Consider the following 17,535-nt stretch of genomic DNA (forward strand, 5'->3'; position numbering starts at 1 on the left):
CGCCTTCAGCCGATCGGCAAGAAACCCGCCGACAGCAACTGGAAAGGCAAGGCGCCATAGGCGGCCACCGTGGCCGCGTCGTTCCACTCGCGAAACTGTCGCGATGGTCGCGCCTCGAGCGTCAAGGCAACTCGCGCGCCGTCGAGCGTCACCTTGCCGCGAAAATGCAGCACGCGTTCCCTGCCGGATCGGCTGATAGCCACGGCACGCAGGCGAGCGATATGCTCGCCACCGTCATTGATCTCCATTTCGATGCGGCGCCGGACCGGCGGAACGCCGATCCTGACGGTGATGTCGAGCATCATGTCGCCGGTCGTTTGCGGACAGGCGATGGCCTGCGAAAACACCAGAGGCTCCGATGCGGCTTGCGGCTTGCCCGCGGCCGGTCTCCCGCGCCAGGGTTTGGCGGGCGGCTCCTGCTGCAACCGGCCCTTCTTCCGCTTCAGGCGCAACTGCTTGGCAAGGCCGCGCGACAGCCAGACCAGGCCGCCGAAATCCGTGCGCGGCTTGGCTTGCAGAACCGACGACCAACGCGACAGGCCAGCCCGGTCGGCCATCTCGAAGATTCTGGCCATTGTCCGTTCCGGCACCGGAATGCCGATCTCGAACGCCAGATAGGATAACGCCACCGCCGCTGGAACCGCCAGGCCGCGTCTTCCGACGATGTCGAGGAACATCCCCCAATCGACGTCTTCGGCATGGATGGCGACCGCGCAGTCGACAAGCCAGTCGCTGTGGGTGTGGGCGTCGAGGCCGCCATGGGCGATGGCCAGTGCCATGCGATCGGCCGGCGATGGCACGAAGACCGCGACGCCGCTGAATTGTGCCGGGACCGCCCGTTGCCAGATCGCCAGGTCGTCTTCCGCGCTCGTCTGCGACCCATCATAGCCGAGCTGGTGCAGGTCGATGTCGCCGAAACGGCCCTTGAAGAAGTTCATCGACCGCAGCGACGCCAACCGGGTTCGCAGATATTGCGCGCTGACGCCCGAGGCGATCTGCCAGTCGCGGTCGCGCAAGATGTCGAAGACGGCAGCCATGTCGCGCGGGCGCACCAGTATGTCGATGTCATGCGCCACCCGACCACGCTGCGCCGACGCGTTCAAGGCAATGCGGCTGGCGCCCTTGATCAGCATGATGTCGGCGCCGCCGTCGGCCATCGCCTTCAGCGTCGGCTCGGCCTCGCGCATCGCCATGCGCGACTTCGTCCACAGCATCTTCTGCAGGCCGACGAGGCGCGGGTGCGCGGTATGCCCGGCCAGTTTTCTGCCGAACCTGTCGGAGATGGCGGCGAGCAGACGATGTTCTCGAAACGAGACGAGGTCGATGTCGTTCTCGTCGAGCCAGCGCGCGGCGCAGGCAGCGGCTGCGTCCTCATCGGAGAGCAGCGCCGCCTTCAGCAACAGGTCCAACTGGCCGGTGGGCCACGACCAGCCATAGTCCGGGAAGCGGCGGCTGATGCGGCGAACAGGCCTGGCGTTCAACTGGAGCCCGCCTTGTTCTGGGCCCGCCGCTGCATGGCGAGCCTTGCGACCTGGATATAGCCCCGGTCGCGTGCCGGATCGCGGCCGTAGGAAAGGCTGCCCGGACGGATGCGGCGCAATGCAAGCACGTCGTCGAGCATGGCAAGTACAAAGCCTGCCTCACGAACCCGGGCGATCCAGTCGATCATCTCGCCGCGACCGCCTGGTGGGTCGATGATGGGACCGACGCTCTGCACCACCTCCTGGCGGATCATCATCGTCGTGCGCGACCAGCCCGCTCCACTGGCCGCATCGGGCAAATCGGGGCTGTCGCCGCGAAACGTCCGCCAGTGCGTAAAGACGCCCGCTGTCCCGGGATGACGGCCGAGATAGGCCAGTTGCTGTTCGATCTTGTCCGGCAGCCACAAATCGTCGGCATCGAGCGTCGCGATGAGCGGCGTCGAGAGTGCCGCAATGCCACGGGTCGTTGCGCTGCCGGGTCCGGCATTGTCCTGTCGCAGCACCGTCACCGGCAGGTTCATCGCATCGATCACCGCGGCCGTATCGTCGGTCGAACCGTCATCGACCACGACGATGGCCTCCGCTTTTGCCGTCTGGGCCAGAACGGAGTTCAGGGCAGCGCCTATGGTGGCGGCCGCGTTGAAAGCCGGAATGACGACGCCGTAGCCTGCCATCAAAGGAACCGCCACTGCGCGAGATCCTTGAAGTCGAAGATCCCCTCCACCCGGCGCAAGCTGGGATCGGCCTTGCGACGCTTCATCGACTTGTGAATGGCGCGCATGAACTCGCGAAAGGGCACATCGGCTTCCTTGGTCATGTTGCCGGGATGACGCCTGTAATAGAGAGCCACCGTATCGGGCATAACGTATTTTGCCTGGCTCTCAAAGATACGCAACAGATAGTCGGTGTCCTCGGCCTGTTTGAAATCCTCGTCGAAACCACCGGTGCGCTCGATGAGGTCTCGCGCGAAGATCCCGGCGGACAGGTGGATCCCTCGCACGGTGATGGAGTGGCTGTCGGCGGCCGGTTCCAGTGTCTCGCCATCTATCTTGTCGACCAGCGTCATGCGCGAATAGGTCAGCTCGAGGCCAGGATCCTCTTCGAAGCAGGCGAGATCCGCCTTGAAGCGGCCTATCGGGGAGATGTCGTCCGAATCGAGAAACGACACCAGACGCGTCTGCGGCAGCAACTGCTTCAGCCCGGCATTGCGCGCCTTGGTGACCCCGCCATTGATCTGCTGGAAAAGACGAATGCATGGGGCCTCGTCGATCAACGACCGTACGACGGCTGCCGAGCCATCGGTCGACCCGTCGTCGATGACGATGATGTCGAGATCGATGTCTTCGCGCTGCCTGAGCAACGAGCGCAGCGCCAGGCCAACGAATTGTTCGCGATTGTAGACCGGCATGATGACGCTCAGCCTCATCGGCGTCTCCAGCAGCGTTGCGGGCTTGGCTGATCCGAGCCGATTGTCTCGAGCATCATGGCATCCGCCAATCGGCGGGACTCTTCAATTCGAAGATGCCCTGGACCTCTCGCCGTGACGGATCGGCCTTGCGCCGCCGCATCGACTTGTGGATTGCACGCAAGTGGTTGCGGACCCTGCCGCTATGTTCCTTGGTGACATTTCCGGCGTGGCGTCGGTAGTAGATCGCGACGGTGTTCGGCAATTCGTAGCGCGGACCGGTTTCGAAGACTCGCAACAGATAATCCGTGTCCTCGGACTGCTCAAAGTCCTCGTCGAAATGGCCGATGCGATCGACAAGCGTTCGACTGAAGAGAGCGGTGCTCAGCGAAATTCCGCGAAGCGTCATGGTACAGCAGTCCGCCTCCGGCTCGAGCTTCTCGTCGTCGATCCGGTCGACCAGCGTCATCAGCGAATAGGTTAGCTCAAGCCCGGAGGTAGCCTCGAAGCGGGCGAGATCGGCCTTGAACCGTCCGGCCAGCGAGATGTCGTCAGAATCCAGGAATGACACGAACTCCGCATCCGGCGGCAGTTGCCGCAGCCCGGCGTTGCGCGCCCTGGCCACGCCCATGTTCGATTGCTGGAAGAGTCGGATGCAGGGGTTTTCGCCCATCATCGAGCGTACGGCCTCAGCAGAGCCGTCGGTCGAACCGTCGTCGATGACGATGATGTCGAGATCGGCGGCGTCCCGCTGCCGCACCAGCGAGCGCAATGCCGAAACGACATAGCGTTCACGGTTATAGACGGGCATTATCACGCTCAGTTTCACGAAGCGCCCCGCACAAGAAAGTCCGCAATCGTGCCGGCTATCTCCTGTGGCTGCGTCCCCAGCGACAGACGATAGCATGGCAGCAGGCGGGTCAGGTCGCTGAAGAAGCGAAAGCCGCTCTCCCGCTCGCCCGGCATCTGCGCTATGCCGGACGGCGCCAAGGCAATCATGGCATCCCTCCGCGACACCGGCACGATCGAACTTGCCCCGCCTCCGCCGATATGTGGCACCAGCAGCGCAACGATGTCCAGGGTTTCAGGCACCGGCCGGGGCGCGATGTCATGAATGTGAAAAGCATATTTGCCTTGCCAGTTGAGCGGGCTATGAGCTGGCAGCCGGTGATCCAGCCCAAGTCGCGCGAATCCCTGGGGATCCTGCTTGAGTGTTGAAAACAACGGGCGGGCAGTCACGCCGTTGGAGAGGTCGACCAGCACATAATCGTCGCCGACGCTGTCCAGCCCGTGGAGGAGGCCGGCGGCGACGGTCCCGGATTTCCCGGCGCCGCCCGCGCCGGCCAGCAGTACGCCCCTGCCTTTGGTGCCGAGCGTCCCCGCATGGGCCAGCCGCATGCCACGTGCCGCATATTCCCAATGGAGGAAGGGGCGCAGCGGCGCTCCCGGCTCCCACGGTGGAAAGGCATCGGCCGAGGCCATCAATTGCACGCCAACGCGACGTTGCGGATCATAGAACTGCCAGAAATCCAGGTCGTGGAAATGGTTGCCGCGCAATCCGGCTTCCGCCAGCCTGGTGGCGAAGCCATGCTGCGTGAAGGGTCCTTGGCCCCATCTGGCCGGTGCCGCGATGCCGTCAATGCCGGGATGTGCGACGAAGATGCGGCAGATGTCGGCAGGCGCTCGGTTGTCCGCAGCCGTGACAAAGCCATGAGCGAAGGCATCCGCCAACGCGCCGGCACTCACATGAGCGGTCAACTCCAGATGCGGCAAACCCACCTTGCAGGTCAGTGGATAATGCGCGGCGCTGCTCTGCGCTTGCGCCAGGACATGACGTGCGTAGTCAGTCAGGTTTTCGAGAGTGACGTTCGGCATGGTCTGCCTGTTCCGGAGCCGTCCGGCAACGAGAGCCTGGCGCGCCTCAGTTGGCCTGCTTCACTGCGGGCCAGCCGAGGGGCTCCTCGACCTCGTGGATGGGATCGACGACAATGAGGTCGGCAAGGTCGTCATGGATGTCGACCTTGAGGGGCTCGCCGGCAGCGGCGAGCTGAGCCAGCAATTCGCTGGGAACCGGTCTTGCCACGCCATCGGTTGCGGCCGCCAGCAAACCGAATTCGAGCAATTGTGAAACAAAGCCGTCAATCGCGGCGGCATCGAGGGCGCCAATCCCGGTCGCGGCGCCGACCAGTTCGGAGGCAGGCACGCCGGACGACAGTGCATCCCAAAGCCTGCTGCCTGAATCAGAGAAGCCGAAATATTTACCGGTGGTCAGGTCGAGAACGACGGCTTCGCCATCGAAGGATTCAAAGACGATATCCTTGCTGGCAATGGCATATACGCCGGATTGTCGCATGTTTGCTCCCCGCCGAAGCAGGCCGCGGAGATGATCTTCGGGCCCTACGGTCAACCCCACCGTTGCAGGCGTCTAACCATTTGCAGGGTTTTTGGCAAGATGGCGTAGGCCCGGCCGAGCGCAGCTGCAGGCCGCGCGGGCATGGACAGCCTCTGACCGTGCCTGCCGGTCACGCCTCGATTTCAAGCGCCGAAAGCGGCTTCGAGCAACAGGCGAGGATAAAGCCGTCTTCGATTTCGTGATCGAGGATGCCGCCATTGTGGCTCATCTCGACGTCGCCCGCGACCTTCCTCACCTTGCAGGTGCCGCACAGGCCGAACTCGCAGGCGGCGGGAATCCGCACCCCCGAGGCGCGTGCCGTCTGCAGCACGGTCTGGCCGGCGACGCATTCGGCATCGACATCGGAATGCGAGAACCGGATCGGTGTCACGGCCTCCACGGTGGCAGCGGCGCCGTCTTCCGCCGGCGGCGAGAACGGCGCCGGGATCTCCTCCACGGCAGGCGCGGCAAAGCTTTCCTGATGGTATTTCGCCATGTCGAAGCCGGCTGCGTCCAGCATGCCGCGCACGGCGCGCATGAAAGGATCGGGGCCGCAGCAGAAAATCTCGCGCTCGCGGAAATCGGGCGCCAGCAATGGCAGCCGGATCGCGTCGATGCGGCCCATATGGCCGAACCAGCCCTCGCGGCTCGACCGCTCCTCGATCATGAAGCCGAGCGACAGCCCAGGCATGCGGCTGCCGAGCAGTTCGAGCTCCTTGCGGAAAATGATCTCTTCCGGGCGGCGCGCGCAGTTGACGAAGCCGACATCGGTCCATGGCGCGCAGTCGTTCAGCCAGCGCAGCATCGACATCATCGGCGTCACGCCGGAACCGGCCGAAATGAACAGGTATTTGGCGGCCGGGTGGCTGTGCAGCGAGAAGTCGCCGGTCGGCCCATAGGCCTTGACGTGCGAACCGGGCGTCAGATGGTCGAACATCCAGCGCGTACCGGTGCTGCCCGCCTGCGCCTTGACCGTCACCGCGATCGAGAACGGCCGCGACGGCGAGGACGACAGCGTGTAGGTGCGCATCAGCGGCCCGTCCGATGTCGGCAGTTCCAGAGTCACGAACTGCCCCGGTTTGTAGCGGAACCAGGTCTGGTTGTCGGAGCGGAAGGTGAAGGTCTTCACGTCAGGCGCTTCGTCGCTGACGCCGATCACTTCCAGCACCTGCAGCCTGTCGTTCCAGGGCGTCATCTGGTCGAGATGGCGATAGAGGCCAAGGTCCGTCATCGCATTCATCCTCTTGTCCCCTGGGCTAGGCGACGCTGCGCAGGGCCGGCCGGCCGCCTTCGGCAAGGCGCGGCCCGATGAACGACGCGTACCACTCGACGAACTGGATCACGCCGCCCTCATGCAGCTCCGAATAGGGGCCTGGTTCATAGGCCGGCGACAGGATGCCGAAGGCGTTTTCCTCGACGATGCGGCGGTCCTGGTCGTTGGTCTCGGTCCAGACATGGGTGAGCTCAGCGAGGTCGTAGTCGACGCCTTCGACCGCATCCTTGTGGACGAGCCATTTCGTTGTCACTGCGGTTTCCGTGGCACTGATCGGCAGCACGCGGAAGGTAACGGCGTGGTCGCCGAGGATATGGTTCCAGGTCGTCGGATAGTGATAGAGCAGCAAGGAGCCGATGCGGTCGGTTGAAACGCTGTCGGACAGGTTCTTCTGGACCGCCCGTTTTCCCGTCATGGTGTAGCTGACGGCATCGCGCAGCAGCGGCGCGCGGGTGGCGCGGTACTGCCCTGCCGGATCGATGCGGAATTTGCTCGGCAAGCCTGATGCCTCGCATCTGGCCCAGTGTGCGACCATTTCAGGGTCGCTGTCGGCGCCATGGACGCCGGTTATGGTTGGAGCCTCGGGGAAGGTCTTGCACAACTCGGGATGATTGGCGGCGCAGTGGTAGCACTCGCGGTTGTTTTCCCAGACCAGCTTCCAGTTGCCCTTCTCGACGATCGTGCTCTCGAAGGCGATCTTTGCTTCACGCAGCCGGTGCGGCAAAAGATAGGGTTCGATCATCGCCCGCATCGGCGCGAAATCTGCCGGTTCCTTGGCCAGGCAGATGAAGATGTAGCCGCCGACGCTCTCGCAGGCGACCGGCTTCAGGCCGAAATCACTCTTGTCGAAACCGTCGGCCATCTGGCGGGCAAACAGCAGGCGGCCGTCCAGCTCGTAGGTCCACTGATGATACGGGCAGACGAGCTTTGCCGCGGTACCCTTCTCCGTGTTGCACACGCGGCTGCCGCGATGGCGGCAGGAATTGTGGAAGGCGTTGATCTTGCCGTGCTGGTCGCGGACAAGGACGACCGGATAATCGCCGACCTGCACGGTGATGTAGCTGCCCGGCTTCGGCAGTTCGCAATCATGGCCGATGAACAGCCAGTCGCGATACCAGATCAGCTCCATGTCGAGCTTGAAGTAGTCCGGATCGGTGTAGAAGGGCTGCTCCAGCGAAAAGCCTTGCCGGCGCCCCTTCAGGAGCCTCAGCATGTCGTTGCGGATATCCATGTCCTGTCCTCGTTCCTAAGGACTGAACTGGTGGTGACGGAGGAAGGATTGAAGCGCAGGCCGGCTGTGTGCCGGACATGCGCTATCCACCTCTTGACCGCCCACCGCGATCAGTCGAGTCTAAAAATCTCGGGCTGGTTTCCGGGCTCTGGAGTTGTCCTTGCGGACCATCGCGACACCTTCCCAGGCGGTTGCCCAGTGGTCTCCCGTTGCGACTTGAACTCCACCACCGTTGCGGGGGCAGCGCCGGATTCTGACCGGCTTCCCAATTCTCCGCCTCGTCGTCACGAAGCGGCACCTGAGATGGTATGATCTAACCACGATCGCGGGCGCGCCGTCGGCATGAAAACGACATCGTATCCATGCGGCGCGACACGGCATGCGAAACGCTACTGCAGCTCGTCGCGGGCCGAGATCCCACCTCCCGGGCGGCCATTTGCCGGCTGCGATCTTCCCGAATCCGACCCTTCGCGGGGGGTCAAAAAAGGTTAATGGTTTCGAAAAATGACTATTAGTTCGCCCTAAAATCGAACCGAACGGTTCGTTTCTGTTGACGGTGCGTGCAGGACGGTGTGAACGCTGGGCCTCTGAAACAGTCAGTGATCCATCAGGTGGCTACACCTAACACACTGATATGAAGAAGAAAAATGCATCCCTAGATTCCGTTGGCACAATTTCAAGGTGTGGATTCATGGTCCACACGGAACAACTTCGTGATTGGAAAAGACGACCTTGCCCTCCCACATCGGGGCTGTCCGAACGACGCGATTTCATTTCCAAGACACGCCGCTAGACGGACGGAAAAAAGACGATACTGGAGTACCAAAAATGAAAAAGATCATTCTCACTGCCGCAGCCCTTCTGGCCATTTCCGGCAGCGCCTTCGCTGGTAGCGACCACTACGGTTCCAACGCCGCGGCAGCCACTGCTGTCGACAGCTCGTACACCGCTTCGACCAAGAAGTCGGAACCGGCTGCTCAGGCGCCTGCCCAGGGTGCTGACCGCAACCTCTTCGGCAACAACTAACAGCCGATTCCCAGTTTCCCGGTCGACGGCGGGCTCGCCCGCCGCCCTGGCGAAATTCAGACATTCAGGAGTATTCAAGATGAACAAGATCCTCATTGCTGCCGCCGCCGTTCTGGCCATCACCGGCAGCGCTTTCGCGGGCAGCGACAACTACGGTTCGAACGGCCCCAACCAGCCTGCCGCCGCTGTGGACCAGTCGTACACGGCTTCCACCAAAACCTCGGAACCGGCTGCCCAGACGCCCGCTCAGGGCAGCGACCGTAACCTCTTCGGTCGCTAACAACCAATTTCGCAACCGACGGCAGCTGTGTCTGCCGTCCTGGCGAAATCCAGAATTCAGGAGACTAAAATGAACAAGATCCTTATTGCTGCCGCCGCCGTTCTGGCCATCACCGGCAGTGCCTTCGCCGGCAGCGACAATTTTGGCTCCAATGGTGCCAATCAGCCTGCCGCCACGACTTCGGTCGACAGCACGCGCACCTCTTCGGTACGCAACACCGGTTCGCCGGTCTACAAGCTGCTGAACTCGTCGGGTGACACCACCCAGAAGTCTGCTCCGCAAGGTGCCGACCGCAACCTCTTCGGCAACAACTAACAACCGAAGTCGATCTCCAAGTCAAAGAGCGGCGGGCCCGGCCCGCCGCTCTTTTTTGTGCCTGACACGGTAATTGCGGTTAAGCCGCCTTTGCTTCCACTTCATGCAACGCGAAAGAACGTCCATCCGCGTCGAAGATATGCAGGTCCTCGCCATTGGCGCTCAGCCGCAATGTCGAGCCGCGCTTGACCTCGACATTGCCGGGCAGCTTGGTCACCAGCGGCAGATCGGCGCGGCCGATGTCGACATAGACAAGCTGCACCTCGCCGAGTTGCTCGACATAGTCGACCGTCCCCTCGAACAGATAGTCCGCGCCGCTGGCGATGATCAGGTCCTCCGGCCGCACGCCAAAGCTCACCGCAGCGCCCTTTGCCGAAGCCGGCGTCGCAATCGGCACGGTCGCCTTGCGTCCGCCGACATGGCTGACGACGGTCGGGTTTCCGGTCTTTTCGATGGTCGCCGGCAGGATGTTCATGGCCGGCGAGCCGATGAACTGGGCAACGAACAGATTGCCGGGCTTCTTGTAGAGGTCCATCGGCGTGCCGACCTGCTCGATATGGCCGTCCTTGAGCACCACGATGCGGTCGGCCAGCGTCATCGCCTCGACCTGGTCGTGGGTAACGTAGATCATGGTCGTGTTGGGCATCGATTCCTTGAGCTTGGCGATCTCGATGCGGGTGGCGACGCGCAGCGCGGCGTCGAGGTTCGAAAGCGGCTCGTCGAACAGGAACACCTTCGGATTGCGCACGATGGCGCGGCCGATGGCGACGCGCTGGCGCTGGCCACCCGACATCGCCTTGGGCAGGCGGTCGAGATATTTGGTCAGCTGCAGGATCTCGGCGGCCTGGCGCACGCGGCGGTCGATCTCGGCCTTGTTCTCTTTGCCGATCTTCATCGAGAACGCCATGTTGTCGTAGACGGTCATGTGCGGGTACAGCGCGTAGGACTGGAACACCATGGCGATGCCCCGCTTCGACGGCGGCACGTCGTTCACCACTTCGCCGGCTATTCTGAGTTCGCCGGAGGTGATTTCCTCGAGCCCGGCGATCGACCTCAGCAATGTCGACTTGCCGCAGCCCGACGGGCCGACGAAGACGATGAACTCGCCCGACCTAATATCGAGGTCGATGCCGTGGAGAATGTTCAGATTGCCGTAGGACTTCTTCACTTGTCTTAGCGTGACATCGGCCATTGGTTTCCTCCAGTGATTGGAAATTCAGTCGAGACGCCCGAACCAGGCGCCGTAGCCGCCAAGCTCGATGGAACCGCTGCTCGCCTGCCCCGAAAATCCGTGCCCGGGCAGAGGTTGCAGCGATCGGCCGCCAAGGTCAACCTTGGCCCGCCCGGCTCCCAGATTGAAGACGCAGACGATCTGCTCGTTGCCTGCGCGGCGCGTGAAGGCCACGGTATCTCCCTCACTTTCGATGAAGGTGATGTCGCCCTTGGCCAGCGCCGGATGGGCACGCCGGAAGCTGAGAAAGCGCCGGTAGTGCTCGAGCAGCGAAGCCTCGTCGCCCTGCTGGACATTGACCGCTTGCGCCAAATGCTTGGCCGGCACCGGCAGCCAGGGTTTTGCCTGGGAGAAGCCGCCATTCTTGGCGCCGCCGTCCCACACCATCGGTGTGCGGCAGCCGTCGCGGCCCTTGAATTCAGGCCAGAAGCGGATGCCGTAGGGATCCTGCAAATCCTCGAACCGAAGGTCGGCCTCGCCGAGCCCAAGTTCCTCACCCTGATAGATGCAGACCGAACCGCGCAAGGACATCAGCAGCGCCGAGATGACCTTGAGGTAGGCGGTCGGGTCGGGCTCATTGGCGGCCCAGCGCGAGGCCGGGCGCATTACATCGTGGTTGGAGAAGGCCCAGCACGACCAGCCATCGCTGGCGACCTTGCCGAAGGATTCCAGCACCGAGCGGACCTTGCCCGCGCTGATCTTTTCCGGCGCCAGGAAATCGAAGGAGTAGCACATGTGCACGCGCTTGCCGCCGGCGGTGTAGGCGGCCACCACTTCAAGCCCACGCTGCGAATCGCCGACCTCGCCGACCGCTGCGGTTGCCGGATATTCATCGAGCAGGGCACGGAACCGTTCGAGGAAGCCGAGATTCTCGGGCCGGCTCTTGTCGTAGAGATGGTCCTGGTAGTTGTAGGGGTTGACCGCCGGCGCGGTCTGGTCGTTGCGCTCTTCCGGCGGCAGCGGCGGGTTGTTTTCCAAGCCCTGGCTGTGGAAGTAGAAATTGATGGTGTCGAGCCGGAAACCATCGACGCCGCGCTCCAGCCAGAAGCGGGTGACGTCGAGCAACGCGTCCTGAACCTCGTGGTTGTGGAAGTTGAGGTCGGGCTGCTCGGCCAGAAAATTGTGCATGTAATATTGCTGGCGGCTGGTGTCCCATTGCCAGGCCGAGCCGCCGAAGATCGACAGCCAGTTGTTGGGCGGCGTGCCGTCCGGCCTGGCGTCTGCCCAGACGTACCAGTCGGCTTTCGGGTTGCTGCGGCTCGACCGGCTTTCCTTGAACCACGGGTGGTTGTCGGCGGTGTGCGACAGCACCTCGTCGATCATCACCTTCAAGCCCAACCTGTGTGCCTCGGCGGTCAGCGCGTCGAAGTCGGCCAACGTGCCGAACATCGGATCGACGTCGCAGTAATCCGACACGTCATAGCCGAAATCCTTCATCGGCGACTTGAAGAATGGCGAAATCCAGATGGCGTCCGCACCGAGTGCCGCGATGTAGGGTAGCCGCCCGATGATGCCCTTAAGGTCACCGATGCCGTCGCCGTTCGAGTCCTGGTAGCTGCGCGGATAAATCTGGTAGATCACCGCGCCCCGCCACCAGTCGCGATCGATGGCGAGGTCAGGCTTCGAGCTGGCCTTCAAAGCGGATTGCATCGTCTCAGCCTCCTTTCACCGAGCCGGCAAGCAGCCCGCGGACAAAATAGCGCTGCAGCGAGAAGAACACGATCAGCGGCACGATGATGGTCACGAAAGCCGATGTCGTCAGAATCTCCCAGTCGCCGCCGCGTGAGCCCAACAGCGCGTTGAGCTTGGCGGTCAGCACGATCTGGTCTGCCTCTGTGCCGAGGAAAACCATCGCCACCAGCAGATCGTTCCATACCCACAGGAACTGGAAGATGGCAAACGAAGCCAGCACCGGAAACGACAGCGGCAAGACGATCTTGACGAAGATCTCGAAATCGCTGGCGCCGTCGATGCGCGCCGATTCCATGATTTCGCGCGGCAGGCCGGCAATGTAGCTGCGCAGCAGGTAGATGGCGAAGGGCAGGCCGAAGCCGGTATGCGCCAGCCAGATGCCGAGATAGGTCTTCGACGGCATGCCGAAGAAAGCGCCGACGCCGTTGTAGAGTTTCAACAGCGGGATCAGCGACATCTGCAATGGCACCACCAGCAAGCCGATGATGACCGCGATCAGCAGCGCCCGGCCGGGAAACCGCATCCAGGCCAGCGCATAGGCGGCAAAGGCGGCGATCAGGATCGGGATGACGGTCGCCGGAATGGTGACGGTCAGGGAATTCATGAAAGACCGTCCGATGCCTTCGGAAAACAGCACGGTTTTGTAATTATCGGTGGTGAATTTCGGCGGCGCCGACGAAGCATAATAGACGCGCTGGCCGCGATCGCCTTCGAACGCTTTCGGGGACTGCATGACGAAGCTGCCGTCGGCATTGAGCTGCAAGGTCACGCCGTCGCCGAGATCGGCTGTGGTGCCGGCGGGATACTGCGTCGGTGCCGCCGATTTGATTCCGAAGGCGCTGATGTCGCGCTTGGTGCCGTCGCCGAAGATATTGCCCTCGAGCACGAACTTGCCGTCCTTCTCGACTTGCGCCGAGGCGGGCGGCAGCCGGCCGGCTTCCGTCTGTGTGGAACTGGCGAACGAGTTCCACCAGCCCGAGGCGATGATCTGGTTCTTGTCGCGCAGCGACGAAACCAGGATGCCAAGGGTCGGTATGGTCCAGATCGCGACGAAGATGAGCACGGCGATGTGGACGCCGAAGCGGCTGGCGAAGGAATTTCCGGTCGCGACGGCCATCTCAATGTCCTCCCGTCTCTTTGTTCGCCTGTCGGATGTTCCAGACCATGATCGGAATGACCGCAATCATGATGATGATGGCGATGGTGGCGCCGCGGCCGAAATCGCCGCCGCCGCGGAACATCCAGTCGAACATCAGATTGGCCAGCACCTGGCTGTTCCACTGGCCGTTGGTCATGGTCAGCACGATGTCGAATACTTTGAGCACCAGAATGGTGATCGTGGTCCAGACCACGGCGATGGTGCCCCAGATCTGCGGCACCATGATCTTCCAGAAGATCTGGAACGGATTGGCGCCGTCGATGACGGCGGCTTCCAGCGTTTCCTCGGGGATGCCGCGCAGGGCGGAAGACAGGATGACCATGGCAAAGCCGGTCTGGATCCAGATCAGGATGATCATCAGGAAGAAATTGTTCCAGAACGGCAGCGATATCCAGACCTGCGGCTGGCCGCCGAAATGCTGGATGATGGCGTTGAGGATGCCGATCTGCGTCTGGCCCTCGCCCCGATACTCGTAGATGAATTTCCAGATCACGCTGGCGCCGACGAAGGAGATCGCCAGCGGCAGGAAGATCAGGCTCTTGGCGATCGTGCCCCACCAGATCTTGTCCGTAAGCACGGCGATGATCAGCCCGAGGAAGGTGCAGGCGGCCGGCACCACCGCCAGCCAGATGATGTTGTTGAGGATCGAGTTGCGGAACTCGCGGTCGCCGAACGCCCATTCATAGTTCGCCAGGCCGACGAAACTGATGCCGCCGCGATCGAGGAACGACAGCCGCAGCGTCTCGACCACCGGATAGATCAGGTAAATGGTGAGGATGATCATCGCCGGGCCGACGAACAGCCATGGGCGGACCAACCCTTGCCGGCGTAGATTGTCGATGGCCGCGGCACCGGCGACGCCGCGTGACGGGAATATCAGGTCGACCAGTTTGTTGGCGCCCCAGAAATAGGCGACGCAACCGCCGACGCCGACGATGATGACGAATATGGCCGAGAAAATCTGAGCCGCCATGGGTCCCTCTCCCCCTGCGCATGACCCGACAAGGAATGACCTTGGTGACGGGGACCAGGCGCCGATTCAGTTGTTTGGAGCGCGTCATCGGCGGCTTGCGCACATTGCCGATCGCGCTTCATGTCAATGCGCTCATGACGAAAGGCTGCGGCACGGGCCGCCGTCGGATCCGGGCCGGTACGGTCCGAATCCAGTGCGAGAATGGTTGGTCGTCTACGTGCCAGCCGTCTACTTGATGGCGTCCCAGCTCTTCTGGATGTCGGTGGCGACGTCCTGTGCCGACTTGCCGCCGACCAGGTCGATCATGCCGGTCCAGAAGGCGCCGGCGCCGATCTTGCCCGGCATCAGGTCGGAACCGTCGAAGCGGAAAGTCGAGGCATTGGCGAGGATTTCGCCCTGTTTCTTCAGCGCGTCGCTGGCATAGGCATCCTTGTTGACCGACTTGAGCGGCGTCACGAAGCCGCCCTCGGCCATCCAGATCTCGTGGGCGAGCGGCATCTTCAGGAATTCGATGAACGCGCGCGCACTCTTGCTGTCCTTGGTGATCATCGCCAGCGTACCGGCGCCGAGCACGGGCGTGCCCAGTTCAGGCTTGGCGGCATAGGGCGGGAAGTAGAAGAAGTCCGCGTCCTGGCCGACCTTGGTGCCTTCCGGGAAGAAGGTCGGAATGAACGATGCCTGGTGGTGCAGGTAGCATTTCGGCGGCACCGAAAAGAGGCCCTTCGGGCTGTCGCGGAAGTCGGTCGCCGCAACCGCCTTGGCGCCGCCGTCGACCATCTTGTCGTCGGTCGCGATCTTGCCGAAAATGTCGATGGCGTTGACCACCGCCGGATCGTTGAACGGGATCTCGTTCTTCACCCATTTGTCGTAGACCTCCGGAGGCTGGGTGCGCAGCATCAGGTCTTCGACCCAGTCGGTTGCCGGCCAGCCGGTGGCACCGCCGGAGCCGAGGCCGATGCACCACGGCTTGCCGCCATCGGCGATGATCTTCTTTTCGAGATCGGCGAGTTCTTCCTGGGTCTTCGGCACCTTGTAGCCGGCTTCCTCGAAATTGTCCGGCGAGTACCAGACCAGCGACTTCACGTCGGCCTTGTAAGGGAAGGCGAAGAAGCCCGGCTTGCCGTCCTTGTCCTTGAAGGTGCCGAGATCGACCCATGACTGGCCGGCGCCGTAATTGTCCTTGACCCATTTGGCGGTGTCGTCACCGAGCGGCGTCAAAAGGCCCTTCGACGCCAGGTCCTGGATGAGGCCCGGCTGCGGCAGCACGGCGATGTTCGGCGGGCTGCCGGCCTGCGTGTCGATGACGATCTGCTGCTCGTAATTCTCCGAGGAGGAGTATTTGATCTCGACGCCGGTGGCTTCCGAGAAATAGTCGAGGACGCCGCGCACCAGGCCTTCGTCCTCGCCGCGCCACGGTCCGAAGATCGACAGCGTTTCACCCTTGAGGTCGACTTTCTTGAGCTCTTCGTAGTTCGCCCAGTTGAAGCGCTTGTCTTCGCCGGGCTTGAACTTCAGTTCGGCCTGCGCGGGCGCGTTCAGGGCGAACGTGGCAAACGCAGCACCCAGCAAAAGCATTTTCTTCATCGGTATTCCTCCCAGTGGGTCTCACACACCGGACGGAACCTCCATTCCGCCCGCCGACGCCGCAGGACTGTGACTCAGTCGGAAAGGAACCGCAACCTTTCGAAGAGTCTTCCAAAGCGCTTTGGCTTTTTCGATCACGCCATTGAATCGCGGGGAAGTCAAGAGGCTGGCGAATCAATCGATTTAGGTTCGCGCATTTTCGCCCTAAAAGTGCGTCGCAGCATGCTATTATGGCAGTGCAGCAGCAATTTTTGTTTCAAACATGCCCAAACCGCGTCTATGGTTGGGCTTCGTATGGCTCGGCCCCGGTGGCACTTGGGTCGATTCAATTTAAAAGCGCTTTGAGGGAATGGAGACTTTCGTGAACCTCAAGCAGCTCGCCCACATGCTGGCACTTTCGCAAACCACGGTAAGCCGCGCGCTGAACGGCTATCCCGAGGTCAACGAGGAGACGCGCAGGCGTGTCATGGATGCCGCCAAGCGCCATGGCTATCGGCCCAACCCGAGCGCGCGCCGGCTGGCGACCGGCAAGACCGGCATGATCGGCTATGTCCTGCCGACCGGTGCGTCCGTCGACATCGATCCGCATTTCGTCGAGTTCCTGTCCGGCCTTGGCGACTATGCCCGCTCGCACGAGCTCGACCTTGTGCTGTCGCCGGCCGACGCCGACGACCAGGAGACGACCTACCGGCGCATCGTCGCCAACCGGCAGGTCGACGCTGTTTATATCTCCTCTCCAAGGCCCGCTGACCGGCGCGTGGCGCTGGTCAACACGCTCGGCATTCCCTTCATCGTCCATGGCCGCAGTGAGGGCTTCGATTTCGACTACGCCTTCACCGACATCGACAATGAGGGCGCCTTCCACGAAGCGGCCAGGCTGCTGATCCAGCTCGGTCATCGGCGGCTGGCGCTGATCAACGGTGACGGCCGCGAGACCTTCGCCATCCATCGCGAACGCGGCGTGCGCCGGGCACTCGCCGCGAGCGGACTGACATTGATCGAACGCCATGTCTGCTCGGTCGATATGACCGAGGAGAACGGCTACCGCGCCACCAGGCGTTTGCTGGAAGGGGACGACGCGCCGACGGCGATCGCCTGCTCCAGCCTGATCATGGCGCTGGGCGTCGTGCGTGCGGTGCGCGACCTCGGCTTGAGCATCCCGGGCGACGTCTCGCTGATCGCCCATGACGATGTCTTCCCCTGGCTGAGGCCGGAGAATTTCTCGGTGCCGCTGTCGACGACGCGTTCATCGATCCGTCTCGCCGGCGCCCGTGTCGCCGAGCGGCTGGCGGCACGGATTTCAGGACTGGAGGAGGGCGCGCGAGGCGAGGTCTGGCCGGTCGACCTGGTGGTGAGAGGGTCAGTCGCCGGTGCGCCGGCGTAGCTGGAGATCAAAGCCATGTGCTCTGCGGGATCGAGTTGAGACGCGACACTCACGCCGCATCAATCTCGCCCGACGCCGGCAGTAGCGAGACCACCGCAAGGGGGCCGGA

General features: G+C 62.7%; 17 protein-coding genes and 1 riboswitch. Of the genes, 4 read left to right on the forward strand and 13 right to left on the reverse strand.

Translation table 11 applies throughout. The features are described from left to right. Nucleotides 1-5: 5 nt before the first annotated feature. The 8 genes from EOC83_RS10185 to EOC83_RS10220 form a co-directional block, all read right to left on the reverse strand. Entirely contained in the window at nucleotides 6-1,481 is a 1,476-nt protein-coding gene (locus EOC83_RS10185; RefSeq protein ID WP_063169805.1) for a nucleotidyltransferase family protein, read from the reverse strand. After that, a complete protein-coding gene (locus tag EOC83_RS10190; RefSeq protein WP_063169806.1) occupies nucleotides 1,478-2,155 on the reverse strand; it encodes a glycosyltransferase family A protein in 678 nt (225 codons plus the stop codon). Before EOC83_RS10190 ends, EOC83_RS10185 begins: the two co-directional genes overlap by 4 nt. Continuing rightward, nucleotides 2,155-2,907 (reverse strand): glycosyltransferase family A protein, encoded by a 753-nt coding sequence (locus EOC83_RS10195; protein WP_063169807.1) that lies wholly within the window; start codon nucleotides 2,905-2,907, stop codon nucleotides 2,155-2,157. Before EOC83_RS10195 ends, EOC83_RS10190 begins: the two co-directional genes overlap by 1 nt. Nucleotides 2,908-2,962: 55 nt before the next feature. Next, on the reverse strand, nucleotides 2,963-3,715 hold the full coding sequence (locus tag EOC83_RS10200) for a glycosyltransferase family A protein (RefSeq protein WP_063169808.1): 753 nt from the start codon (nucleotides 3,713-3,715) through the stop codon (nucleotides 2,963-2,965). Beyond that, a complete protein-coding gene (locus EOC83_RS10205) occupies nucleotides 3,712-4,761 on the reverse strand; it encodes a hypothetical protein (protein ID WP_063169809.1) in 1,050 nt (349 codons plus the stop codon). Before EOC83_RS10205 ends, EOC83_RS10200 begins: the two co-directional genes overlap by 4 nt. 46 nt (nucleotides 4,762-4,807) lie before the next feature. Beyond that, nucleotides 4,808-5,239, reverse strand: coding sequence for a PqqD family protein (locus EOC83_RS10210; protein ID WP_013528271.1), 432 nt, complete (start codon nucleotides 5,237-5,239; stop codon nucleotides 4,808-4,810). A gap of 169 nt (nucleotides 5,240-5,408) precedes the next feature. Then, entirely contained in the window at nucleotides 5,409-6,509 is a 1,101-nt protein-coding gene (locus tag EOC83_RS10215; protein ID WP_013528270.1) for a hybrid-cluster NAD(P)-dependent oxidoreductase, read from the reverse strand. Between the two features lie 25 nt (nucleotides 6,510-6,534). Beyond that, nucleotides 6,535-7,782, reverse strand: coding sequence for an aromatic ring-hydroxylating dioxygenase subunit alpha (locus tag EOC83_RS10220; protein ID WP_063169810.1), 1,248 nt, complete (start codon nucleotides 7,780-7,782; stop codon nucleotides 6,535-6,537). 114 nt (nucleotides 7,783-7,896) lie between these two features. Then, a riboswitch (cobalamin riboswitch) is annotated at nucleotides 7,897-8,099 on the reverse strand. 511 nt (nucleotides 8,100-8,610) lie between these two features. On the opposite strand from EOC83_RS10220, the gene EOC83_RS10225 reads away from it, so the two are divergent. From EOC83_RS10225 to EOC83_RS10235, 3 genes are all read left to right on the forward strand, one after another. Further along, complete coding sequence (locus EOC83_RS10225) at nucleotides 8,611-8,808, forward strand: DUF680 domain-containing protein (RefSeq protein ID WP_013528268.1); 198 nt, start codon at nucleotides 8,611-8,613, stop codon at nucleotides 8,806-8,808. Nucleotides 8,809-8,887: 79 nt separating this feature from the next. Beyond that, entirely contained in the window at nucleotides 8,888-9,088 is a 201-nt protein-coding gene (locus tag EOC83_RS10230; protein WP_013528267.1) for a DUF680 domain-containing protein, read from the forward strand. Nucleotides 9,089-9,157: 69 nt separating this feature from the next. Further along, nucleotides 9,158-9,403, forward strand: a complete 246-nt coding sequence (locus tag EOC83_RS10235; RefSeq protein ID WP_013528266.1) for a DUF680 domain-containing protein — start codon at nucleotides 9,158-9,160, stop codon at nucleotides 9,401-9,403. 79 nt (nucleotides 9,404-9,482) lie between these two features. On the opposite strand, the gene ugpC is transcribed toward EOC83_RS10235, so the two are convergent. The 5 genes from ugpC to EOC83_RS10260 form a co-directional block, all read right to left on the reverse strand. Next, nucleotides 9,483-10,595, reverse strand: coding sequence for a sn-glycerol-3-phosphate ABC transporter ATP-binding protein UgpC (gene ugpC / locus EOC83_RS10240; RefSeq protein ID WP_063169811.1), 1,113 nt, complete (start codon nucleotides 10,593-10,595; stop codon nucleotides 9,483-9,485). Between the two features lie 24 nt (nucleotides 10,596-10,619). After that, nucleotides 10,620-12,284 carry an alpha-glucosidase gene (locus EOC83_RS10245; protein WP_063169812.1) on the reverse strand — a complete coding sequence of 555 codons (1,665 nt, stop codon included), beginning with the start codon at nucleotides 12,282-12,284 and terminating at the stop codon, nucleotides 10,620-10,622. A gap of 4 nt (nucleotides 12,285-12,288) precedes the next feature. Continuing rightward, nucleotides 12,289-13,443 (reverse strand): carbohydrate ABC transporter permease, encoded by a 1,155-nt coding sequence (locus EOC83_RS10250; protein WP_063169813.1) that lies wholly within the window; start codon nucleotides 13,441-13,443, stop codon nucleotides 12,289-12,291. A gap of 1 nt (nucleotide 13,444) precedes the next feature. Next, on the reverse strand, nucleotides 13,445-14,458 hold the full coding sequence (locus EOC83_RS10255; RefSeq protein ID WP_063169814.1) for a sugar ABC transporter permease: 1,014 nt from the start codon (nucleotides 14,456-14,458) through the stop codon (nucleotides 13,445-13,447). 228 nt (nucleotides 14,459-14,686) lie between these two features. After that, nucleotides 14,687-16,042 carry an ABC transporter substrate-binding protein gene (locus EOC83_RS10260; protein ID WP_013528261.1) on the reverse strand — a complete coding sequence of 452 codons (1,356 nt, stop codon included), beginning with the start codon at nucleotides 16,040-16,042 and terminating at the stop codon, nucleotides 14,687-14,689. 361 nt (nucleotides 16,043-16,403) lie between these two features. On the opposite strand from EOC83_RS10260, the gene EOC83_RS10265 reads away from it, so the two are divergent. Continuing rightward, complete coding sequence (locus tag EOC83_RS10265) at nucleotides 16,404-17,426, forward strand: substrate-binding domain-containing protein (RefSeq protein WP_013528260.1); 1,023 nt, start codon at nucleotides 16,404-16,406, stop codon at nucleotides 17,424-17,426. Nucleotides 17,427-17,535: the final 109 nt, after the last annotated feature.

It is taken from the genome of Mesorhizobium sp. Primo-A (genome assembly GCF_003997175.1).
Lineage (GTDB): Bacteria > Pseudomonadota > Alphaproteobacteria > Rhizobiales > Rhizobiaceae > Mesorhizobium > Mesorhizobium ciceri.